The sequence below is a fragment of the Streptococcus sp. HMSC064D12 genome, from assembly GCF_001837205.1.
Taxonomy (GTDB): Bacteria; Bacillota; Bacilli; order Lactobacillales; family Streptococcaceae; genus Streptococcus; species Streptococcus salivarius_D.
Genome location: NZ_KV831725.1, coordinates 161,172 through 185,919, shown reverse-complemented (window position 1 = coordinate 185,919; position 24,748 = coordinate 161,172). Strand labels below are relative to the sequence as shown.

At 38.1% G+C, this 24,748-nt stretch carries 15 protein-coding genes; 11 read left to right on the top strand and 4 right to left on the bottom strand.

Going from position 1 to position 24,748, the window contains the following annotated elements; all coding sequences use genetic code 11:
- The first annotated feature begins 407 nt into the window (after positions 1-407).
- From HMPREF2697_RS02585 to HMPREF2697_RS02535, 11 genes are all read left to right on the top strand, one after another.
- Positions 408-4,391, top strand: coding sequence for a mucin-binding protein (locus tag HMPREF2697_RS02585; protein WP_070849537.1), 3,984 nt, complete (start codon positions 408-410; stop codon positions 4,389-4,391).
- Between the two features lie 366 nt (positions 4,392-4,757).
- The gene (locus HMPREF2697_RS02580) at positions 4,758-5,474 is read left to right on the top strand and encodes an ABC transporter ATP-binding protein (RefSeq protein WP_070849535.1); all 717 of its coding nucleotides are present in this window, start codon (positions 4,758-4,760) and stop codon (positions 5,472-5,474) included.
- Complete coding sequence (locus HMPREF2697_RS02575; RefSeq protein ID WP_061652430.1) at positions 5,468-6,277, top strand: hypothetical protein; 810 nt, start codon at positions 5,468-5,470, stop codon at positions 6,275-6,277. The genes HMPREF2697_RS02580 and HMPREF2697_RS02575 overlap by 7 nt, the downstream gene beginning before the upstream one ends.
- A complete protein-coding gene (locus HMPREF2697_RS02570; RefSeq protein ID WP_061652431.1) occupies positions 6,258-6,929 on the top strand; it encodes a hypothetical protein in 672 nt (223 codons plus the stop codon). The genes HMPREF2697_RS02575 and HMPREF2697_RS02570 overlap by 20 nt, the downstream gene beginning before the upstream one ends.
- A 224-nt stretch (positions 6,930-7,153) precedes the next feature.
- On the top strand, positions 7,154-7,828 hold the full coding sequence (locus tag HMPREF2697_RS02565) for a response regulator transcription factor (RefSeq protein WP_002886931.1): 675 nt from the start codon (positions 7,154-7,156) through the stop codon (positions 7,826-7,828).
- Positions 7,813-8,880 carry a sensor histidine kinase gene (locus HMPREF2697_RS02560; protein WP_002886932.1) on the top strand — a complete coding sequence of 356 codons (1,068 nt, stop codon included), beginning with the start codon at positions 7,813-7,815 and terminating at the stop codon, positions 8,878-8,880. Before HMPREF2697_RS02565 ends, HMPREF2697_RS02560 begins: the two co-directional genes overlap by 16 nt.
- 105 nt (positions 8,881-8,985) lie before the next feature.
- Positions 8,986-9,549 (top strand): sugar O-acetyltransferase, encoded by a 564-nt coding sequence (locus HMPREF2697_RS02555; protein WP_061652433.1) that lies wholly within the window; start codon positions 8,986-8,988, stop codon positions 9,547-9,549.
- 122 nt (positions 9,550-9,671) lie between these two features.
- Positions 9,672-10,082, top strand: a complete 411-nt coding sequence (locus HMPREF2697_RS02550; RefSeq protein WP_070849533.1) for a MarR family winged helix-turn-helix transcriptional regulator — start codon at positions 9,672-9,674, stop codon at positions 10,080-10,082.
- Between the two features lie 25 nt (positions 10,083-10,107).
- The gene (locus tag HMPREF2697_RS02545; RefSeq protein WP_070849532.1) at positions 10,108-11,493 is read left to right on the top strand and encodes an MFS transporter; all 1,386 of its coding nucleotides are present in this window, start codon (positions 10,108-10,110) and stop codon (positions 11,491-11,493) included.
- Positions 11,494-11,659: 166 nt separating this feature from the next.
- Entirely contained in the window at positions 11,660-12,418 is a 759-nt protein-coding gene (locus tag HMPREF2697_RS02540) for a CPBP family intramembrane glutamic endopeptidase (RefSeq protein WP_070849530.1), read from the top strand.
- A 181-nt stretch (positions 12,419-12,599) separates the two neighbouring features.
- On the top strand, positions 12,600-13,613 hold the full coding sequence (locus tag HMPREF2697_RS02535) for a hypothetical protein (protein ID WP_002886937.1): 1,014 nt from the start codon (positions 12,600-12,602) through the stop codon (positions 13,611-13,613).
- Positions 13,614-13,722: 109 nt separating this feature from the next.
- On the opposite strand, the gene HMPREF2697_RS02530 is transcribed toward HMPREF2697_RS02535, so the two are convergent.
- From HMPREF2697_RS02530 to HMPREF2697_RS02515, 4 genes are all read right to left on the bottom strand, one after another.
- Positions 13,723-16,611 carry a glucosyl transferase gene (locus tag HMPREF2697_RS02530; RefSeq protein ID WP_004182212.1) on the bottom strand — a complete coding sequence of 963 codons (2,889 nt, stop codon included), beginning with the start codon at positions 16,609-16,611 and terminating at the stop codon, positions 13,723-13,725.
- Positions 16,612-16,871: 260 nt separating this feature from the next.
- Positions 16,872-19,112, bottom strand: coding sequence for a glucosyl transferase (locus HMPREF2697_RS02525; RefSeq protein WP_004182213.1), 2,241 nt, complete (start codon positions 19,110-19,112; stop codon positions 16,872-16,874).
- 281 nt (positions 19,113-19,393) lie between these two features.
- On the bottom strand, positions 19,394-21,352 hold the full coding sequence (locus tag HMPREF2697_RS02520; protein ID WP_070849528.1) for a KxYKxGKxW signal peptide domain-containing protein: 1,959 nt from the start codon (positions 21,350-21,352) through the stop codon (positions 19,394-19,396).
- A gap of 314 nt (positions 21,353-21,666) precedes the next feature.
- Positions 21,667-24,748: choline-binding protein (locus HMPREF2697_RS02515; RefSeq protein WP_070849526.1), on the bottom strand; the 3,082-nt coding region annotated here is incomplete at its 5' end.

Below are 24,748 nucleotides of genomic sequence, written 5' to 3'. Positions count from 1 at the left end.
AAGGTAAGGTTCTAGCCTTTCAAAGATGAGAAGTAGTTGTGATAGTTTATAGTGTATTTCTTAAGAGAGTGTCTTTAGGTAGAAAAAACTCCATTAAAGATTCGTCATTTATCATATCGGTGTAATCTCATTTTGATGTCACTTTCATAAAACATTTGATAGATATTACACATTAAAACGCTATTTTTTCACTTGGGGGTTAAAATGATTAAAGTTCTTACACCTTACTTGTAAAAATTCGATTCTCGTATTATAGTATATATAAGAGATATCAAAAAATTTAATTTTTTGATAAAAGCTTGTTAGCTTCTCTGAGGGAAAATGAAATCTTAATAGAAAAGATTTCCATGAGAACTTGGCAAGTATAGGATTTTATTTCTCATAAAAAGAAGAAAGGGGGAGTATTTTTGAGAGCCTATAGGGAAGATGCGACTGAAGCAGCAGCAAGAACTGCCGAAGAGCATGTCGCACACGGATCAGGGAATACTGATTTAGTTGATACTATAGATCTTTCTAAATTATTGACTAGACCAAAACGTCACTCTGACCACCGTGCCCCCTCTCCATTAGATTTTGCTAGAGCTGATGAAGCTCTCTTTGATAATCATGCTCAATCGGAAACCGTGAGGATCCCATCTAAGCAAGAGATTATTTTTCAAGGAGCGGATTCGCAAACTCCAGATTCTGAAGTCATGGAAAAACATGTCTTTACGGGAACTAGAGATAGGAAGACTGGTTTAATCGAATGGGACAAGGACAGTTATACCTATCCTAAGATACCGGTACCAGTTGTCCAGGGCTATTTCGCTGACCAAAAGGAAGCGGGTTTTAACGTTGTCACACCCTATGTGCCAACGGTAACGGAACATGTGACCTATAGGAAATTGGGACGCATTATCCCTGTGACAGAAGATGGGGAATATATTCCAGGTGCTTTGACTAAGCAGTATAACAATAATAAAAAAGATCCACGAAAGGCGGGTGAGACAGCAGCACCAGCTGTTCAAGATTATATGACAGATATTAAAAGTGTAGTACCGAACAAACCAGGAGGGGATACTCCGGTTGTGTATCGTAAAATTTTCAAGAAAGCCAGCATCACTTATATTGATGAAACTACCGGAGCTTACTTGGTTAGTGACCAGTTGACCGGTGAATTGGGTGAAGCGATTGAATACGGAACAGCAACACGTATCAAGACTTTCAAGGACATGGGATATGACTTGATTCAGGACGAATTCCCTAAAGATGCCATTTTTGATGACAAGGATATTGATGATCAAGAGTGGTTTGTCCTCTTGCAACACGATGTTGCCAAGATAGGGCCTGACCATGAACAAGTCCCAGATACTCCAATCAATCCTAATAATCCAGATGGACCTAAGTGGCCATCTAAGTATGCTTACGAGAAAGAAGTAAGCTTCACAGTCTTTTACAAGAGTACCGATGGCAATGCGGATTTGCCGGATGCCGATGTGCAAAAGGCTTATTGGGTGCGTACCCTTACCTTTGACAAGGTTACAGGTGAACTTGTTGATGAGACAGAATGGTCACCAAATAAGACCAAGTATTATGACATCTATGCACCAGTTGTTTTAGGCTATTTTGCAGATAGAGTAGAAGTTAAAGGTAGAGAGGTTACTGAAGATAACATCGAAGAAACCATTACCTACGTTCCACTTGGTAAGATCATTCCTATTGATGCTAATGGACGCTTGATTCCAAACGTTCCAACGCCAACCTTCAACAACGATGCCAATAACCCAACTAAGGTTAGTGAGACACTTGTTCCTCACATTCCGGGTTACCGTCCAATGCAACAAAGTGTCATGCCTGAGAGCTTGACAGACGATATTCTTGTTGAGTACGCTCCAATCCTTGAAGATGTAACGCAACCAACCTTGCAAACGGTCTTCTTCAAAGGAGCTGGCGAAGCAACACCGTCTGTTAATATTCAGTCTGACTTTACCTTCACTGGTAAATACAACCAAGCAGAAGACACTTACACTTGGGATCAAGACAGCCATACCTTTGCTAAGGTTAATGTCCCAGTTATCGAAGGTTACTATGCGGACAAGGCTGTGGCTGGTATGCAGGTTGTTACACCTGATAAACCAGAAGCCACAGACAGTGTTGTCTATAAAGAACTCGGTAAGATTATCCCTGTTGATACCTTTGGTAATCCAATAGCGGATGCAGAGCCAGTTCATTATGCTAATGATCCTCAAGATGCTACGCAAGTTATTGAAACACCAGCACCACAAGTTGCTGGCTACCAAGCTGAAAGTGAATTGGTATTGCCAATTGACCTCAGCATGGACCAAACCTTGGTTTACGAACCAATCTTGGATGATATCACGCAAGATACGAAACAAACGGTTACCTTCCAAGGTGCAGGCTACAAAGATCCAGTTATCAACATTCAAGATAGCTTCAGCTTCCACGGTAAGTTTAACCAAGTGGAACAAACAAGCACTTGGGATCAAGACAGCTTCACTTATGATGTTGTAGAAGTTCCAGTAGTTGAAGGCTTCTATGCAGATAAACGTCAAGCTGGTGGACTTGAAGTTCGACCAGACCTTCCAGAAGTGGAAGATACTGTAACTTACACAGAGCTTGGTAAGATTATTCCAGTAGATGAGTATGGTACACCAATCGAAAATGCACCTACTCCAAGCTACAACAACGATCCTGAAGATCCAACCATGGCTATGGAAACAGTCGTTCCAGATGTTCTTGGTTACATTTCTGAAAAGGCCTTTATTACTCCAGAACACCCAGGTCAAGATACCAACGTGGTTTATGCTAAGGATGAGCAAAAAGCTATTATCCTTTACATGAATGAGCTTGATAAGTCAGAATTGACGCGTGATGTTGTTGTCGGAAGCTCAGGTGAGAAGATTGACTACTCTACTGATGAACAAATCGCAAACTTGCTCAAACAAGGTTATGAACTTGTCAACGATGGTTATGCAGAAGCCTTTGACCACACTTACAATGGTGATTCTGACTTTGACCAAGTCTTTGAAGTGGTTCTTCGTGAACGTTTAGTTCTCATTGACCCAGATATGCCAGCACCAGTTGCAGGTGAAGTCGTAGATCCAAATGATGTGAATAGCCCAGTTTGGCCAAATAGCGTAGAAATGCTTGAAAATCGTGCCGATGTGACACGTACCATCCAGTATGTCTTCGAAGAAGGTGGCTTGGCTAGCGACGACTACGTTGAAGTTCTTGATTTCAAACGTTTGGCTAATGTCAACCTTGTGACAGGTGCTATCAATTATGAAGCATGGTCAAGTACTCAAGCTGGCTTCTCAGCTGTTCCTTCACCAGAGGTTGTCGGATTCACACCAGACCGTATGGAAGTCGCTGAAATGACAGAGGTTTCTGTGGAAACACCTGAAATCATGGAAGTGGTTACTTACCTCAAGGATGCTCAGAAAGCTACAGTCACTTATGTTGACGGTACAACTCGTAAGAAACTTGAAGTGGTCGACTTGCTTGGTAAATCAGGCGAAGTGATTGAATACTCTACAATCGAACGTATCAAGTACTATAGCGACCGTGGTTATACCCTTCTTGCAGATGGCTTCACAAACGGTGTAATCTTTGATGGCGATTCACATGTTGACCAAAACTTCATGGTTACCCTTCGTCATGGTACCGTTCAAGTAGGTCCAGATAACATCCAAGAAGCTGGTACACCAATCAACCCAGCAAATCCAGATGGTGCCAAATGGCCAGAATGCGAAAGCTACATCAAAGACGTAACCTTCACAGTTCTCTACACATCTAGCGATGGACAAGCAGAACTTCCTGCCAATAACATCCAAACTGCTCAATGGACACGTAGCTTGACTATTGATAAGGTTACAGGTGAAGAGCTTGGTTCAAGCTACTGGACTTCAAATAAAGGTCAGTTTGAAACAGTCATCACTCCTGAAGTAGAAGGCTATAGCGCTGATAAGGATAAGGTTGAAGGTAAGACAGTAGGTCAACGTAACCTTGAGGAAACCGTTGTTTATATCCCATTAACAGGCGATATTAACGGTAAACCTAAGGAAGACAAGGCAGACGATATCGTTGTTGAAGAAATCCAAGACCTAGAAGTTCTCGACCAAGTCGAAGAGCAAGTGGAATCTCATGATGGACCAGTTACTTATGGACCAGGCGATGACTTTGAAGCACCTGTTTCAAGTCAAGCTGAGGGTAAAGGCTCTAAACACAAGATGCCAATAAATCTCTCAAATGAGGAAGAAGCAAGTAAAGGTAAGATTGAAGAAACCATCAATATCGCAGGCTTCACCGTATCGGTAACAGGTCTAGGACTTGGTCGCAACGGACGTAAGAAGAAAAATAAAAAAGATCACAAAGATCAAAAGGATAAATAATATAAAGCCCTGAATGACTCAGGCATGCCCAGACAGAAAGAAAATCTCAAGTTGCTTAGTGCACTTGGGATTTTTTTGTGGATTGTTTCTTATCTAAAATCAGATGTTTAAAGACTATCTCAGAACATTTTTTAATTAAAAATATGTAAAACTATTAACTCTGATTTTTTTCCGAAAATATATTGATAAACTACAATTATAGTGAAAGGTACCTTCACTATAAAAGACGTTCTCCAGATTGGGTTTCAGATTTTAAAACTTCCTCTTTTAATGCATATGCATGGGTGGAACTTGATGGTAAACCTATTGGTGAGAGTATTAGTTTGTCAAAATTTCAAAAGGTTCTATTCGTCAAAGGAAAGCAAAATGATTAATATTACTAATTTAAATAAAACATATGATGACAAAGTTGTATTATCAAATATAACTTTTCATACTAATAAAGGTGAGATTACTGGTTTGATAGGACCTAATGGTTCTGGAAAATCAACCCTAATAAAAATACTATTAGGATTGGAGTCAGCTGATAGTGGAAAGGCAACTATTTTGGGAACAACATATAGTGAGTTAGGAGCTGAGCCACTCTCTATAGTAGGAACTTTTTTAGATAGTTATCAACCTTATCCAAGTAGAACTGGTTATGAGCAATTAAGATGGATTGCACTTTCTTGTGGACTCAGTAAGCAACGTTGTATTGAATGTTTAGAAATTGTTGGATTAAAAGATGTTGGTAAGAAAAAAATCAAAGATTATTCTTTAGGAATGAAGCAGAGATTAGGTTTAGCAACAGCAATACTTGCAGACCCAGATATTTTGATTTTAGACGAACCTATTAATGGGTTAGACCCAGAAGGAATCCGTTGGTTAAGAGAGTTTCTCAAAGACTTTGTGAAACAAGGAAAGACAGTACTATTAACTAGCCATTATATGAGCGAACTTGAATTAACCGTAGATAGAGTTGTAGGTATTTCAAATGGTCACGTTGTTCTAAATGACAAACGTGAGCAAGTATTGAAGGAATATGATAGTTTTGAAAACGCCTATTTTAGCTCTGTACACGAAAGGAGTAGTGTAAAATGTTAAGTCAAGTTATTAAGGGGTATTTATATAAATATAGTCACCTAACTTTATTTAAAATGGGATTTTTTATCTTAGTTGTAGTTAGTTTGTTTTTTACCTATCAAAATATTCAAGTCATTAATGCACTACACACTGGTGCTGCAAACTCAGTAAATATTGATCCAAATGTAATTGAAACTCCCTATAGAACGGTGAGAGATGCTATTTTATCATCTCCGTATCAAGCAACCGTATTATTTTTGCCTATATTGTCAGCATTAATTCTAGCAACTGATTATCAATTTGGTGAGGATGAGTTTTCATCACTAATTTGTGCTAACTGGAAAATAAGATTGTTTTCACAGATATTTAGTATAATTGCTATTTCAATAACGACGACTTTTACGTTGTTTTTATTAAATGCATTACTTCTAAAATTCATGTTAGTTAGTAAGTTACAAAGTATTCTGTCTATAGGCTTAATGCTTGATGTTTTCATTAGAATAGTAGCTTTTACAATTACACTTAATTTACTCTCTCTATTACTTGTAAAAATAACAAAAAGATCAATTCCTTCTTTGATTGTGATAGTTCTGTTGTTAGTTTTCTCTTTATCAGGCATACTTAGGGCAATTTCTCCTATTTTAGATAATTTATTACCTTTAATTGGAGCTAAGTCTTTTGCTTTTGATAGGATCGAAGCCGGTCAGACAACCCAAGTATATGGAGCGATTCTTTTACTATTTGAAACTTTCCTTACGACGATTTGTTTATTTTATTTAGAAAAAATAAAATGGGGGAAGAAGAATGAAAAGCCAATTGCATAGCTTGTTTTATAAAAAATATAGTTTATTACCTGTACAGGTTTATTTATTATTTCAGTTAGTATTTGTTATTATAATAAGTTTATTAAGATACCTAAAATTCGAAGTTAATGGTGATTCTATCACTTTTAGCAGTTCTGTCTTATTAACTATAATATCGTTCTCTTTTTTAGGGAATGGAGTTTTAAATGCAAGTGTAGAATTGAAAACACAAAGTTATAAGCAAGTTTACCTGAACAACGGAAGTAGGGTGAAAGCTACATTATATATATTATTAATAGACCTACTAGAATGTCTAACACAGTCAGTATTAGCAGGTTTAATAGTAATGATATTTAGTCAGGGTACTCATAGTGAAGTAAATTTTTATTACTACTTGTTTGGTTCAGTTATATACTTTTTAGCGGGTTACTCTTTTTCCTTTTTATGTGGTAATTCAATGATTGCACTTGCAATTTTGCTATTATTTCCTATACTGGTGTTGCCTTTTATAGATAGGGTTATACCAATAGCTTCAAGTGTAATAATATATGATTTAGTTTTTCAGCTAATACATACAAACTATTCTATAATGCGTTTTATTGTATTCATAATTTGGCTTATTGGATTATTCCTTACTAGTTATTACCTTATTAGAAAGGAATTTTTAAAGTAACCCAAATAAAGATTGTTTTTTTAGATGAGACAACATCGAATTTAGATAGATTGACTGAAAAATAGATACAAGACTTTGGAGCACATATTCTGTTACTTAAAAATGAGCATTATTGAGATTTGGTAGAAACTCAATTTATTGAATTATCAATTATATGCTAATTTTGAAATGTATTTTCGATTTTTAATTATGTTACAATATATTCAAAACGTACGAGGAAAAAAATGGTAAAGTCTAAAATTCTAGTTATTGACGATGATTTAAAAATTTTAAGATTGATTAAGAATATTCTGGAGAAAAACTCCTATGTAGTTGAAACTAGAAATTCTGTTGAAGATATTAACCTATGTGACTTCATAGGATTTGATTTGATTTTACTGGATATAATGATGCCAGTGAGTGGTATTGATATTTGTAGTAGTATCAGAAGTCAGATTCAAACACCCATAATTTTTATAACTGCTAAAAACCTTGAAGAAGATATTGTTGAAGCTATTGGAATAGGTGCAGATGATTTTATTACCAAACCATTCGGTATGAAGGAGTTGGTTGCAAGAGTCAAAATGCATATTAGAAGAGATAAAAGGCTACTTTCTGTCGGAGATACTGAGACTAGTGGTTTACTTCAATTTGATAGGGTAGGAAAGGAATTAATAGTAGACGGTAATAGTATTTCTCTTTCGAGAAGGGAATTTAATTTATTATATTTGTTGTTTACCTATCAAACTAAAATCTTTAGTGTAGAGGAACTTTATGAATATTTGTACCCTCAAAGTTCAGAAGTTCAGTACCGAAGTATCACAGAGTATATCTATCAGATTCGACAAAAATTAAAACCTTATGGTATTGATCCAATTAAAACTCTTTGGGGTGGGGGATATAAATGGCAAAATCAATAACATTAAAGCAGTTGATAAGAGCAACTTATTTGAAAATTATTTTTCAATTTCTGATATGCATTTGTTTTTTTTATATCATTCCTGCCCTATTTACAGCAGTTGAAGGAATTAATGCTAACAATGTGAATAGCTTTACTATGTTTTTTAGTGTTAGCTCGTGGATTTATCTTTGTGTCATTTTAGTTGTTATAATTGTAAGAAATGTACAAAAACTTCTATATGAAATTCAGATAGAGATGAAGACAGTATATGAACAAAGCTTATATTCAGACAATAACAAATACTCTAAGCCACTAAGGTTATTTGAATTTATTGAGACAAAAGAACATATTATGAAGATGCAGGATAAAATTCAGAAGATGCTTGAAAAAGAGAAGAAACAAAAGCAAGAGCTAATGTTCAGAGTGTCTTCCGCAGCACATGATTTAAAGACACCTCTAACAATAATTTCAGGTAATGCTGAGTATCTTCAGACATTTGATTTGTCTCCTGAGTTAACTCAATGCTTATTAGATATCGAATCTTCAAGTCAACAGCTAGATAATTATTTTAATCAATTTATTCAATATTCAAAAACATTTTATAAAGATAATATCAATAAAGAGCATATTACTTCGGAGCAGCTTGCGTCATGTTTGATTAGAGAATTAACTCCTCTGACAACTGGGACCTGTGTTTTAAAAGTATTGAATGAAACCCCATCTGATACTACTATTCATATTGACTTAGTATTATTCTTAAGAGCACTTACTAATCTTGTGAATAATGCAATGTCCTATAGTCAATCAATGATGCCAAGGATAGTAATAAAATTATCATCTGAGCAAAATAAGATTGTTTTATCGGTTTGGAATGATGGCTCAAGGTTCTCGGCTAATATGATTGATAATGTAGGATCGCTCTTTTACCAAGATAATCAATCAGGAAAAGACTCTCAGAATCACCATTTTGGAATAGGGTTATCTTTTGTAAAAAGAGTCGTAGAACTTCATGATTGGGAACTGAAACTTTCTAATGAAAATAATGGAGCTATGGTTACAATTTATATTTAGTAATGGTTTTTTAGTTGAGATTATTAGCTAGTTTATATCCATTCGCTTGTGGTAACATCACTTCTATACTACAATATAGGAGAATAAGCAAAAAAGGAGTATGCCATGCCAACTGAATATGAAAAGATGATTGCAGGTGACTTTTATAAACCTAGCGATCCTAAGTTACGTGCCCTAGCAGCCAGCTCAAGAGAAAAACAATGGGCCTTCAATGCTGAGCCTGACCGTCTCAAAAGGGCAGAGATTGTCAAATCTTGGTTTGGTTCGACTGGTGAAAATGTTGCCATGAATCCTCAGTTCGTTACGGATTACGGTGTTAATATCCATATCGGTGAAAATTTTTACTCTAACTGGAATTTGACCATGCTGGATATCTGTCCTATCACGATTGGTGACAATGCCATGATTGGCCCTAATTGTCAGTTTTTGACGCCCTTGCATCCGCTTGATCCAACCGAGCGTAATTCAGGCATTGAATATGGTGCTCCAATTACGATCGGTGATAATTTCTGGGCCGGTGGAGGCGTGACTATCCTCCCAGGAGTGACCTTAGGGGATAATGTAGTTGCTGGAGCAGGAGCCGTTGTGACCAAGTCCTTCGGTGACAATGTTGTTCTAGGCGGGAATCCGGCGCGTGTGATTAAGGAAATTCCTGTAAAGAAAGACTAAATATAGCAACTCAAGGATTCTAGGTCCTTGAGTTTTCTATTTTTTGAAAGAATCTATTGACTTGAGGTAATAATTCTTCTATACTGCTAGTTAGCTAACAATATAGTTAAGGAGTCATTTTTTTGGACCATTTTGGACGCTTGTTAAAACAAGCCAATAATAATATGATGCGTCATTTTGACCAGTTTGCTAGGCAGTATGACTTGACTGGAAATCAGATGGCTGTCATTGATTTTATAACTAATCATGCGGATCAAGAAGTCTTTCAACGGGACATTGAGCGCGAATTTGAAATTCAGCGTTCGACAACGACAGTGCTCTTACAGCGAATGGAGAAGAAAGGCCTGATTGAACGCCACACATCTTCAAAAGATGCTAGGCAAAAGGCAGTTGTTCTCACGGATAAAGCCCTTAATATCGCTTTTGCCTGTCAATCTTATCTTCGAAAAGAGGAAGAAGAGTTTGCCCAGCAATTTTCAGCTAAAGAGCGAGAAGTTTTTCTCAAAATCTTACAACACTACCGTAATATTTAAGTTTATTTAGGAGGAACAAATACTTATGTCAGACGAAAAAATCTCCACCAAGGTCCTGTGTGCCATCTTTGCGACAGGAATCCTTTCATTTTGTGGAGTAGCTGGTGAAACAGCTATGAACATCACCTTTCCCGTATTGATGAAGGCATTTTCAGTCAATACGTCAACCGTACAGTGGGTTACAACCATTTATCTCCTAGTGGTCGCTTGCGTGGTTCCCTTATCTGCCTATCTCAAGCGCTCGTTTAAGATGAAAACCATCTTTCTGGTCGCAAATCTATTGTCTATTTTAGGTGTCCTCATCGACTTTATAGCGCCTAGTTTTAGCTTTGTTGTTTTGGGACGATTGGTTCAAGGGATGGGGGTTGGTTTTGCCCTACCTCTCATGTTTAACATCATTTTGGAGCAGGTACCAAGTCGTAAGATTGGTCTCATGATGGGAGTTGGAACACTGATTACAGCCGTTGCTCCAGCCATTGGCCCCACTGTTGGTGGTCTCTTGACAGCACACTTTGGTTGGCGTTCTATCTTCCTCGTCCAGTTTCCTATTCTCTTGGCTTCACTGATTGCGGGGCTTCGATCAATTGAGCAAAAGAGTGAGGTGCAACGTGAATCTTTAGATATCCTCAGTCTACTGGCTACCATCTTTCTTTTCTTGGGTTTGATTTTAGGCCTTCATGGGGTTGCTGATCATGCTTTCTTCAGTTTCTCAGTCTTAGGTTGGCTTTTAATTGGTATCTTAGGTCTTGTCCTTTTGATTTGGCGTTCAACAACATTGGACAACCCCATCATCAACCTCTCTATTTTGAAAAATCATAAACTGACAGGTCATATCATCGCTTTCTTCTCTTTCCAATTGGGATCCCTTGCGATGAGTTTTCTCTTGCCAAACTATGTGCAATTGGTTAACCACTCGAATACAACTCTTGCAGCTCTGATGTTGCTCCCAGGTGCTATTATCGGTGCAGGATTCGCTCCATTCTCAGGTATCATTTTAGATAAGATGGGAGCTCGTAAACCGATTCTGATTGGAGCAATCCTTATCGTACTCGCTCAGTTGTTATTTAGCTTGTTTGGTCTCTCTCTTTCCAATACGTTGATCCTCGTTTTTTACATGATTTTCATGACGGGGCTTGGCGTTTCCTTTGGTAATGTCATGACCAATGGACAGAAACAACTGTCGCTAGATCAACGTGCTGATGCCAATGCCATCTTTAACACGCTCCAACAATTTGCAGGAGCAGTGGGAACAACCCTAGCATCTCTAATTGTTGCTATGAGTCAAGCTAATCACAAGGTTGACTTTGCACAAGCAACGGCTCAAGGTAGTCGAAATGGCTTTATGGTCTTATTTGCTTTAGCTATTTTCCAACTCCTTGTCTTAGTTAGCGTTGTCAAAAAGAACGATTAATAACATGTTTAAAGCAAAGGAAACATGCTTTCCCTTGCTTTTTCTTTCCTTAAATGAAATACTAATCTTACTGCAAATTTTAGTGTTACTTTAAGGTTTATGACTTATAATAACCTTAAAAAATGAAGCAGTCTTCGATGAAGATACTAGAAAGAAGGGAAGGACCATGTCTTTACTTAAGAAAATTCATCCTGAGCAGCCGCTCAAGGAACTGAGATGGTTTGATATCAGTATTGTTACGCTGATTATGTTCGGTCAGTTTATTGTTCGTTCGACACAGATGTATTTGGCCAGTTTGTCTCCAAGCCTTTCTACAGCAATCAGTGAGACATCAACGAATACAGCCAGTGAAGGAGCAGCTTACTCTAGCAATTTCACCTTGCAGATTATTCTCCTAGCTTTAGCGATTATTTATCTGTGGATACGCCATTTTGACTTTAAACAATTACCTATACGTCTAAAGTGGTCTGTTCTCTTTTGGGTACCCTTTATTTTCGCTATCATGGGCTTATTTGCTGATATGGTAAGTACTTTGTCGGGACAATATAATTATTTTAGTCCTCAAGTTCTAGCCTTTATTAGCCCTATGGCTGTGATTGATAAGTTTATGGCTTTGTCACCTATGGCGATTGCTTATGGGTTGCTCAACGGTTTCTACGAGGAATTTTTCTTCCTAGGACTCTTGACCTCGGTTAAGGACAAGTATAAGTGGTTGGTCTTACTCTTTTCAACCATTGTTCGTGTGTCCTTCCATACCTATCAGGGCATGCTATGGGCTCTGGTTATCGGTGTGGCCTTTGGTCTCCTCTATTATTTCCTTTATAAATACAAGGTTAAAAACTTGCTTCCATTTTTCCTCGTTCATGCCTTAGCAGATATGTTTGGCTCGAGCTTAATTTATCTCTTGGTAAACTGGAATTATTAGTCAAACAACTCCCTTCGTTTAAGTACGAGGGGAATTTTTGTGCTCAATTAACCCAAGAAAAACTCTAAACGACTAGCTGATTGTAATGATTATTGATTAGGAAATGATTTGATTTTTATTAAAAATATGAGATAATAGATTTGGACTAATTTTTAAACAGCAATTTTAGAGGGAGACAATGATGTCAAAACGACTATTTTCGGATGAGCCGAATGCCCCCAAACCCCTTAAGGAGCTTTTCTGGGAAAATGCAGAAAAAGCTCGTATGGGGGAATTTTGGAAAGACAAAAAGAGTTACAGAGAGCTCTCAGAAGCCACGGGGATTCCGTCAGGAAGCCTTCGGATGCTCTTTATGAACAAGCCTAAGGGAAATATTCCAAAGATTGTGACCATTACTAACGGTCTGGCCAAGGTGACTGGGAAAAACATTACACTTGGGAAGCTCTTAGCTCGAGACAATCAGCATGAGGTTTTTGAGTTTCCAAGAGATCCTGAACAGGTCACCGAAAACTTGTGGCACAACATTCGCAAGAAGCTGGAAATCACGGAAGATATGGATGAGGGGGAAGTCAGAGAACGCATGACAGTCTTTGTAGTCTCATCTGGTATGGCTCAAACCAACTATAACCTGATCAATCAAAGAGGAACGGTTTCGCTTGATACTTTAGAAAAATTTTCAAAAAGACTTAGAGTTGAGCCTTATGAATTGTTGGCTACCATCAGACGAAGGGAGATTATTGATAGGGATGACTTCCCTATTCCTAAGGAAAATGTTAGCGACTACCACATCGATATTGGTAAGCTCAATACTTTCATTAAGCTCCAACCCTACTCGCCCAACGGTCAAGAGGTAGCCTCTGCAGACTTAAGCCCACAGAATCTTTATCATTATTATTCAAAGGGAACTATCGGAGATATGCCCATAAAAACGGCCTATAAGTTTAAAAGACTTGTGGATATCTATGAAGCAGAATATGGTCCCCTTGAACCTTCAAGTCGAGTTTTAGATGTCAAGGAACTAGAAAGATTCCTTTATAGTGGTATGATTACTGGTTATGCCATTGCTAAGACAGGGTTGATGAATGCGACCAATGGAAATCTCTATATCAAGGGCAAACGTCCTATCGAATCCATGCAACTGGATCGTGCCTTCGGTCTCTATAAACACCTAAAAAGACTGAAAAAGGACCAATAAATTCTTTACCTAACAAAAAGCCAAAATCAGAATGCTGATTTTGGCTTTTTGTTTGTTTTTTTATCTGTAAGACTAGTAAGAATAATTTTAGTCAATTTTCGGACTTATTTTACAATTGTTTCGCACGTCCATTTTCATCAAAGTGATAAGTCACACCATTGATGGTACGTGTTTGGTTGGTTACGAGCTCACCAGAGTTTTCATCGTAATAACGAGTACCCTTGTAGTCTGTAACGAAATTGCCTTTAATTTGCTTACCTTGATAATCAAAGTAGAGGTGTTGACCATTGATGACTTGATCAAAGATAAGAGCCTTTCCATCGTTACCGAAGTAGTACCAATTGCCCTTCCAATTGAAGAATTGATTGGTTACAGCAGCCCCAGTCTCAGCGTCGAAGTAGTAGACAGGATTGTCATAGGGTGAACGGTTGTAGTTGAAGAAACTATAAGGTTTCACCAGCTCTCCTTTAACTTGTTCGCCCATTCGGTATTTTGTTGCGACGGGATTACTGAAATAGTAGAGATTACCATCTATTTTGGCAAGTCCTAATACTTTATTTCCTTCATCATCTAGGTAGTACCAGTTACGTCCAGATTTAACAAAACCTCTTTGTCGTACAGCAGCCCCAGTCTCACTATCATAGTATGGTTCGTAACCGTAAGGTCCGAATTCTCCTCTTAAAACTTCCCCATATCCTGTAATAAAATAATCCTTACCGTCAATTTTTTTATAACCAGAACTTATCTTATTATCATCGTCAAGATAGTATAATTTACCACCAGCCTTTATAAATTGCTTACGAGGGGCTTCGTGACGAGCACCAGAGTCTTTATCGTAGTAGTAGCCTTCTGCGATTGCGTCTTTAGCTTGTACTCCATAAGAGTCAAAGTAAACGTGCACCCCATCAATGGTTTGTGAGCCTTTAAGGATATTCCCCTCCGCATCAGCGTAGTACCAGTTTCCATTGTGGTTAAAGTATTGACCTTTTACAAGAGCTCCAGAATTTTTATCATAGAACTTACTAGGTCTTTCATAAGTATTGTAGTTCTCTTTACTGATTACTCGACCATTAGAATCAACAAATCCTCCCTTGGTTTGGATACCGCTATAAGAATCAAAGTTGACTTGAACCCCATCGATGGTTTGTTCGCCCTTGAGAATTTTACCCTCAGCATTGACGTAGTACCAATTATCATTAACTTGGACATAGCGATTTGTTCCCAAATCTACTCTAGCACCAGAATCTTTGTCGTAGAAGTAGCCGTCATTACCAAAGACACCTTTGGCTTGTTTACCATCATAAGGGTCAAAGTATACAGGAACATTGTTAATGGTTTGAGAACCTTTAAGCCGTTTACCGTCATTGCCTACGTAGTACCAGTCTTTGTCGACTTGGACATAACTATTGATTACGAGAGCACCAGTAGTACTGTTATAATATTTTTTGTTACTTGCGAAATTTCCCTTAACCTGAGCGCCAGTTTTTTCGTCAAAGAAGTATTCAATGTTGTCGATGACGGTCGCTCCTTTAATAGCCTTACTATCTGCTCCAATGAAGTAGGTCTTGTCATTAACGGTAACGAAACGATTAGTAACTAGATTTCCAGAGTCTTTATCGTGAAATTGATTTTTATAGTCAAAATCTCCTTTAACTTGTTTACCTCCATATTCAAAATAAACGTGAGCTCCATCAATAATGTGTTCACCGGTTAAAATTTTTCCATCGTTACCGACATAGTACCAATTGTCTCTGATTTGAACATAACGATTGGCACCAAGATCAACACGATTACCGTCCTGATCGTAAAAGTAACCATCATCGCCAAAATTGTCGAAAACTTGGCATCCCTCGTATTTATCAAAGTAGACTTGTTTACCATCAATTGTTTGAGGACCAGTTAACCGAACTCCTTGGTCGTTAACATAATAACGTTCATTTCTATGTCTGTAGGGGTTGTAGGCAATGATATATTGGTTAGTAGCTAGAGCACCAGAATCTTTATCATAATAGCGTTCATTATTGTCAGTACTATCTTTAACAAAATAGCCTTTAACTTGAACACCTCCTCGGTCGAAGTAAACCTTAACGCCATCGATGGTTTGTGGTCCCTTTAAAATAGCACCATCATTTCCAGCATAGTACCATTCCCCGTTTAATTCGAAATAGCGGTTTGTCCCAAAATCAACTTGTTTACCGTTTTCGTCGTAATAACGGTTATCAGAAGCAAATCTACCCTTAACTTGTTCACCATACTGATTAAAATAATGCCATACCCCATTAATTTCCTTGGGTCCGATTACTTTATTTCCATTTTCATCTAGGTAATAGGTGCTACTGTAACTATCAACGAATTTATTAGTAACAAGAGCACCAGAATCTTTGTCATAATAGTGACCGTCCCAGGTAAATTCTCCTTTAACCTGAACACCACCTTGGTCGAAGTAAACCTTAACGCCATCAACAGTTTGTGGTCCAGTCAGGTCTTTACCGCTAGCATCTTTGTAATGCCAATAGCCGTATTCGTCTCTATAGTATTGACCACCTGTGATATTAGTTTCACTGTTCGAAGTTTCGTTAACTGAAGCTGTCTCACTGGCAGCTCGGTCTGTAGATACAGCTTCGCGTGTTTGGCCAGAGGCTGATTCTGAAGGAGCTTGGCTTTCACTTACAGTTGTTGAAGCTGTTTCACTGGTAGTTTCAGAGCTTGCAACAGAAGTTGTGGCTTGTTCTGAGTCATTTGTAGTGCTTTCAGTGCTAGCAACTTTTTCAGTAGTAGCAGGAGCTTCAACAACCTTAGTTTCTACGAGGTCTGCTGTGGTTTCTACATTGGCAGTGGTAGCAGCAGTCACATCAAGGTTTGATGCGTTGTCAGCTTTAGCTTCTTCAGCGAAGGCAGGCTTTGCGATGAAGGCAAAACCTGCAAGAGCAGTTGCACATGAGAATGCAATCAGATGTTTTTTGGACTTAGATCCAGTAAAAGTAGAATGTACTTTCATAATTTTTCCTCCATTTCCTAAGTCCTATTATAGCGCTATTTTAGAGACTTTCAAGAAAATATAAGAAATTTAGATAAAAATAAGAAAACGATTACATTCCAAAGTGACTAACAAGGTAAAATTCACAATTTTAGCAGTCATAAGAGTTTAAAAAAATCCAGGACTTGAGTCCTGGATTAGGAGATTATGAAAAAGAAAAGTTTTAGGATGATTATAGTATATAGAGGAGATCCTAAAGTTTTCTTAAAGTAAGGGATGTCTTAAACTTTAGTCGCATTACCATTTTCATCAAAATGATAAGTTACACCTTTGATAGTACGTGTTTGGTTGGTGACTAGTTCACCAGAGTTTTCATCGTAGTAGTGACCATCTGGTGCAAAAGCGCCTTTAACTTGTCTACCATGATTTGTATCGAAGTAAAGTTTTTGCCCATTAATTTGAACGGCACCGGTAGCTGCTGTACCATCGCCGTAGAAATAGTGCCAAGCTCCTTCCGTAAAGACAAAGCGGTTTTTGGCAGCCTTACCAAATTGATCGAAGTAGTAGATCTTACCATCAATGTAATTAATGCTGTCTTGCCACATGTCACCTAGTTGGGTGTATTTATAGGCACCTCCTTGACGGAAGTAATATAAGTCACCATTGATTTCATGAAGTCCAAGGACTTTTTCACCTTTCTCGTCAAGATAGTAAGTTAAGCCTCTGTTATCTTTGACAAACCCAGCTTTGGTTACTTTGCGACCATTATCTTTATCGTAGTAGTACTCAGGCATATATACGCCATCTCGACCAAAATCACCTTTGGCTTGTACCCCTCGATAGTTGAAGAAGACATCTTGTCCATCGATATTTCGAGGTCCCTTGACTGGTTTACCATCTTTACCTACATAAAACCAATTACCCATGAAGTCAATATAACGATTGGTTACAAGGTTTCCTGAATTAACATCGTAGAATGCGTATAAATCACCGTAAGAATTACCATAAGCCCCTTTGACCTGTTGACCGTTGTCACGGAAGAACACTTTTTGTCCATTGATAATTTGAGCTCCAGTAAGGTTGTCTCCATTTGCGTTTTTATAATACCAGTTTCCGTTATCATCACTATAATAACCATTTGGGTTAGGAGCATCCGTACCGACACCATTTTCATCAAATCGATAGGTCATACCATTAATTGTTAGAGTGGTGTTAGTGACGCGTGCTCCAGAATTAGGATCATAGTAGCGAAGAATACCATTGTCGAGAACAAGCTCTCCTTTAGCCTGACGACCATTGGCATAGAGGTAAACGATTTGACCATCTATATTGGCTTCACCATTCTGAGGACGAATAGCATTTCCATCTTCACCATAGTAGTACCAGCCATCATTTTCTTGGACATAGCGGTTTTTAACGGCTTGACCAGTAACTGAGTCAAAATAATAGCGACGTGTAATATTAATAGGAGTACCATAACCGTAAGAACGTGGTGAATTTTGACCTTCTTCTAGTAAAATACTGATTCCCTTTTGTAGGACGCCGGTATCAACAGGAGAGGCAGCTTCACGTGCTTTGAAATAGTAGATGTTACCATCAATTTCACGTATTCCTGTAAATTTAGAACCATCGTTCTTGATGTAGAAAGTTTGGCCTTTTTTATTCTGAACTAGACCTTCTTTTCGGACCCTTGCACCAGAGTTAGGGTCGTAATAGAAGCTTTGATCTGGATAACTATAAGATTCTCCACTAAAGTCACCTTTGATTTGAATACCATCATTATTAAAATAAACTTCTTGACCATTGATAGTTTGTTCGCCTGTTAGTGGTCGTCCAGTAGCATCTAAATAATACCAATTGCCCTTGTATTCTAGGTAACGATTGGTTTGAAGTTGACCAGAATTATCATCGAAATAACGACGTAGATCACCAGACCAATAGAAATCTGGCCCTTTAATTTGTTTACCATCTTCGCGGAAAGAGACACGTACACCATCAATGGTTTGGTCTCCAGTAAGGTTTTTACCGCTGGCATCTTTATAGTACCAGTTGCCTTGGTCATCACTATAGTACTGACCACCAGTGACGTTTGTTTCATTAGGTACTGAAGCAGTTTCACTGGCAGCTCGGTCTGTAGTTACAGCTTCTCGTGTTTGGCCTGTGGCCGATTTTGCAGGTGCTTGGCTTTCGCTTGCAGTTGTTAAAGCCATTTCACTTGCAGTTTCAGAGCTTGTAGCAGAAGTTGTAGCTTGTTCTGAAACATTTGTGGTACTTTCAGTGCTAGTTACATTTTCAGTAGTAGGAGGAGCTTCAACAACCTTTGTTTCTACGAGGTCTGCTATAGTTTCCACATTGGCAGTGGTAGCAGCAGTCACATCAAGGTTTGATGAGTTTTCAGCTTTAGCTTCCTCAGCGAAGGCAGGTCTTGCTATGAGGGCAAAACCTGCAAGGGCAGTTGCACATGAGAATGCGATCAGACGTTTTTTGGACTTTTGTCCAGTAAAATTAGAATGTACTTTCATACTTTTTCCTCCATTTCCTAAGTTCTATTATAGCGCTATTTTAGAGAGTTTCAAGAAAAAATAAGAAATTTAGATAAAAATAAGAAAACGATTACATAAAAAGAGAGTGAATGGCAAATGTCATAATTTTAGCAGTCACAAGAGTTTAAAAAACAAAAAAATCCAGGGCATAGGCCCTGAATTTAGGAGATTATGAAAAAGAAAAGTTTTAGGATGGTTATAGTATATAAATTAAATCCTAAAGTTTTCTTAAAGTGGTAGAAATATTTTGTCTTTCCTTTTTAATTCACTTTCTCAGTAGCCACACCATTTTCATCGATGATATAAGTCTTGCCGTCTTTTTCGAGAGTGGTATTCGTCCACATAGCCCCACTGTCTTTGTCAAAGTAGTAAGTTTTACCATCAATCTCTACTAGGCTACCTTTGACTTGCTTACCATTTTTATCAAAGTAGAGTTGAACACCATCAATGGTTTGACGGTCTGTTAGGAGTTTGCCCTCTTTGTCGTAGTAGTACCAGTTCCAGAAATCATCACGAACAAATTGGTTTTTAGCCGTAAATTCAGTCACAACTCCCTCATTATCAATTGTGTAGGTCTTATCATCGACTTTCAAAGTGTCGTTAGTAAGGATAATAGTGGTGTACATACCAGCATATCTTTCTGTTCGATATGATTTTGTTAGACGATAGCGCTTGCCATCGATTTCTTTCCATGTAGGTTTATCAACACTTTTTACCTCAGGTTGGAAGTAGTGCAGTTGACCATCAGAGCCTCGTTGGATGCCCTCGAGGAGGACACCGTTTTTATCAGTTCCATAGATTCCAGAGAAACTAGGCCCGCCCCAAAATGTTTTTTTTGAAAAAAGGGCTCCAAAATAGTTTTTTTCTATTTTACTATCTGTGACTAGATAAAGTTTGCTGTCATAACCTATGATACCATCAACAACTTGACCCTTTGAAGCAAAGATATATTCTTTTCCATCGATAATTTGTTTACCAGTTAAGACTTCGCCGTTAGCATTGGTACGGTAGGTAGAAGTGTTTGCATGGAACATTGAAGGAGTTTCAACAATGCCATATTTGTTCTTGACCAATTGTCCTTGGTAATCAAAAAGATAAATCTTCCCATCAATTGTGACAGTATCATTTTTAGCCAAAAGTCCATCAGGTTTGAAATAATAACGTTTACTGTCAATGGTATGCCATCCAATAAATGCAGCACCATCTTCGCCTAAGTAATTAGTATAAGTTGTATATTGAGGTTCTGTCCTATAGCCATTGAAAATTGAAGTGTGATGCCACTGATTCGTTAATAGAGAACCATCATTCTCATCGAATCGATAGTATTTTCCACCAATCTCTCGTTCTTGTCCTTTGACTTGTTTGCCATCTTTATCAAAATAAAGGATGACACCATCAACATTTTGCCAACCAGTCAATTTTTCACCGTTGGCAGTGTAGTAATACCAATCTTTTTGGTTGTCAGATTGGAAATGACCACCCGTCACGACCTGAGTAGGTAGTTGTGTTTTTTCGGTAAGGATACCATCGGCATCTGCTAAATAGGTTTTACCGTCTACTTCAATACTTGTATCAGTTACTTTACGTCCATTATCTTTATCGTAGTAGTAATCCTTGCCATCAATGGTTACCTTTTCACCCTTTGCTTGGATGCCATTGTTATGGAAGTAGAGGTTAAAGCTATCGATGGTTTGTGGGCCAGTTAGTTTGTGGCCCTCGCTGTCTAGGTAATACCAGTTACCTTGCTCATCAGAAGTGAATCTGCCACCTTGTGAAGGTGTTTCCTGTGAAGTAGTTACGTTATCGCTTGTTTCAGATGAGGTTTCAACACTTCTATCGGTTGTAGCTGTCTCACCAGATTGAGCGGCTTCAACCTTTTTATCAGTCTCGTTAGCAGGCTGTGTAGTAGTCGTTTCTGTAGGCTGACTAGTCGCATTAGTATATGCAGTGTCAGAAGATACTGCTTCACTAGAAGCTTTCTCAACAGTAGTGCTTGCTGGAGCTACTTCGGTTCTTGTAATGAGGCTAGCACTTGTCTCAAGATTGCTGTCAGAGACGACATTTTCAGGACTGGTAACGGCAGTCGTTTCAGGCTTGACTTCATCAGCTCCGACCTGTCCTAGTCCAATTAGTGAAGCCCCGATAGCCAAACTTGAGGCAGCGATTGTGATCCAATGTTTCTTAACTTTATGAAGTTTGAAACGAACTTTGTTTTCCATAATTTTCCCCCTTGTATGGTGACTTGGTAAATTCATGCTGTGACATTTAAAACAACATGAACACCAAAAATTAATTTACGATTATATTTTAATCCTATTTTCTAATAACTTCAATAGAAAACTCATACATACTCATAGTTTAAATTAATAGTGCAATAGAGACGTTTGAGAGAAGTAGATGTTTGCACAAAAAAATCCAGGACCTGAGCCCTGGATTTAGGAGATTATGAAAAAGAAAAGTTTTAGGATGGTTGTAGTATACAAAGCGATTCCTAAAGTTTTCTTAAAGTGGAAGAAATTTTTTTCTTTCCCCATTAATTCACTTTCTCAGTTGCCACACCATTTTCATCAATGACATAGGTTTTGCCATCTTTTTCAAGGGTTGCATTGGTTGTGATTGGAGAACCGTAAAGATGTTTCCCTAATGAAGTTGATTTTTCGAAGTGATAGAGCTTACCGTCAATTTCCTTCCAAGTTGGTTGGTAGTCAGAAATTACTCTTGGCTCAAGATAGCATAGGTAGCCTTTATCAGTGCGGTAGAATCCTGTTCGAACGATTCCATTTTCGTCTGAAGCATATGCGTAATTAGTGTCATTACGCAATAATTCCGCGTAAGAACCGAAAAGATAGGTCTTACCGTCTATAGATGCTGTTCTATTATAGTAGTAGTGCTTTTCGCTTGGATCTAGGTAATAGGTCTTACCGTCAATTTCTCTCCACCCGGATAATAATTTTCCTTCTGAATCTGCAAGATATAAACTATTATATGATTTAGCGGAACCATTAACAAGAAGTTGGCCATCTTGATTGAAATAATAATAATTTCCGTCAATTAAAAGGACATTATCTTTAGCTTGTAGACCGTCTTCTTTAAAGTAAACACGGTGACCGTTTATTGTGTACCAGCCGAAAACTTGTGCTCCATCATTGCCAAAGTAGTGAATATATGAACTAAAGGAATGGAATGCATTACGAAGGAGTTCGCCACTGTTCTTATCGAAATAGTAGTATTTTCCATCTATAAGGATACGCTCACCTTTGATTTGTTTCCCAGTGCCATCAAAGTAGAGTTGAATACCATCAATAGTCTGCCATCCGGTAGCTACTTGTCCTTTATCTTTGAGGTAGGTCCAGTCACCATCTTTATCTTGAACAAAGGTATTTCGAAGTGACGATGTCACACGTCCTTGGTCATCAATTTCGTAGGTCATTCCATTGAGAGTTAGACTACTATTGGTCCACATAACCCCACTATCCTTGTCAAAGTAGTAAGTATCACCATCAATGTCTACTAGGCTACCTTTGACTTGCTTACCATTTTTATCAAAGTAGAGTTGAACACCATCAATGGTTTGACGACCAGTTAGGAGCTTGCCATCAGTATCGTAGTAGTACCAGTTCCAATTGTCATCACGAACAAATTGGTTTTTGGCCGTAAACTCAGTTGCAACTCCCTCATTATCAATCGTATAGGTCTTGTCATCGACTTTCAAAGTATCGTTAGTGAGGATAATAGTGGTGTACATACCAGCGTGGTGTTCAGGAAGATACCATTTTGTTAGACGATAGCGCTTGCCATCGATTTCTTTCCATGTAGGTTTATCAACACTTTTTACCTCAGGTTGGAAGTAGTGCAGTTGACCATCTAAGCTTCGTTGGACGCCCTCTAGGAGGACACCGTTTTCATCAGTTCCATAGATTCCAGTGAAATTAATTCCACCCAAAATTTCGTTTTTAGAAAAGAAGGCTCCAAAATAGTTTTTTTCTATTTTACTATCTTTGACTAGATAAAGTTTCCCGTCATAACGTACAACACCATCGACGACTTGACCATCTGAAGCAAAGATATATTCTGTTCCATCGATAATTTGTTTACCAGTTAGGACTTCTCCATCTGCATTAGTTCGATAGGTATATTTTAATCTCACTTTAGCCCCTGGCTTATCAACAACGCCATAAGCATCTTTGACTAATTGTCCTTTTTCAAATAGATAGTTTTTACCATTGATTGAATAGATGCCATTAGAAGCATAGATACCGGTATCGGTGAAGTACAAGTGTTTTCCATCAATATCTTGCCAACCAGTCACAGCAGCGCCATCATTTCCGAGATAGTATGAACGGTAGTCCTTTGATGCAGGACTAATTCCACCAACATTGACTGAGGCCCATTGATTTTTAACCATACGTCCATTGTTTTTATCAAAGTAATAGGTTTTACCATCAATCTGAACGATTTTATCTTTTGCTTGACGACCGTCTTTATCGAAGTAAAGTTGGTAACCATCAATGGTTTGAAGTCCCTTAACAGCGTGGCCCTTTTCATCACCATAATAAAAATTAACATTTTCAGGGAAGGTGAAATCTACCTTATCCCAAATAAAGGATTTTCGAGCTAGACGTCCTCTCTCTCCAAAGACATAGGTTGTGCCCCCTACATTAACAGCAACATTCTTAAGCAGTTCGCCATTTTCATCAAAATAGTGAATGAAACCAGCTGCTGTTTTAACGAGACCTGTGGCACGTATGCCATCTCGGTTGAAGTAACTAGTATGGTATATGTAGTTTGTTTTATACCGTGAGATAATCTGTTTTTCAGACCAATTGCGGTAAGAATTTTTGAGAAGGGCACCGGTGTTTTGATCTAAGTAATAGGTTTTTCCATCAACTGTGATTTCTTGACCTTTGAGTTGTTTCCCATCTTTGTCAAAATAGAGTTCAACACCGTCCACATATTGGAAACCAGTCAATTTTTCACCTTGTTCAGTGATATAAGACCATTCCCCCTTATCATTGGCTTCAAAATGTCCACCAGTAATGTTTGTAGGCAGTTTAGTTCTCTCTGTCACAACCCCATTCTCATCTATTTGATAATGTTTTCCATCTTTATCGAGGTAGCAATTGACTAGGAGCATACCAGTATGGTCATCTAAATAATAGTTCTTTCCATTTACCTCAACAAATTGGCCTTTGACCTGTTTTCCATCTTCTTGGAAATAGTATTCGCGATCTTCTACATTATTCCATCCAGTGAGATTTTTTCCGTCCTTGGTATAGTACCAATTGCCTTGATCGTCGGATGTGAATTTACCTCGAGTGATAGAGATTTCTTGTCCTGATAATGGATGCTCACTGACCTCAGTAATCTCTGACTTATTTTCATTTGTATTTTGTTTGTCGGTGGCAGGTTCAGCACCCCTATCGGTTGTAGCTGTCTCACTAGATTGAGCGGTTTCAACCTTTTTATCGGCCTCGTTACTAGGCTGTGTAGCAGTTGTTTCTGTTGGCTGAGTAGCGACATTAGTAGGTGTAGTGTCAGTAGATACTGCTGCACTAGAAGTATTCTCGACAACTGTACTCGTTGGAGCTACTTCGGTTCTTGTAATGAGGCTAGCA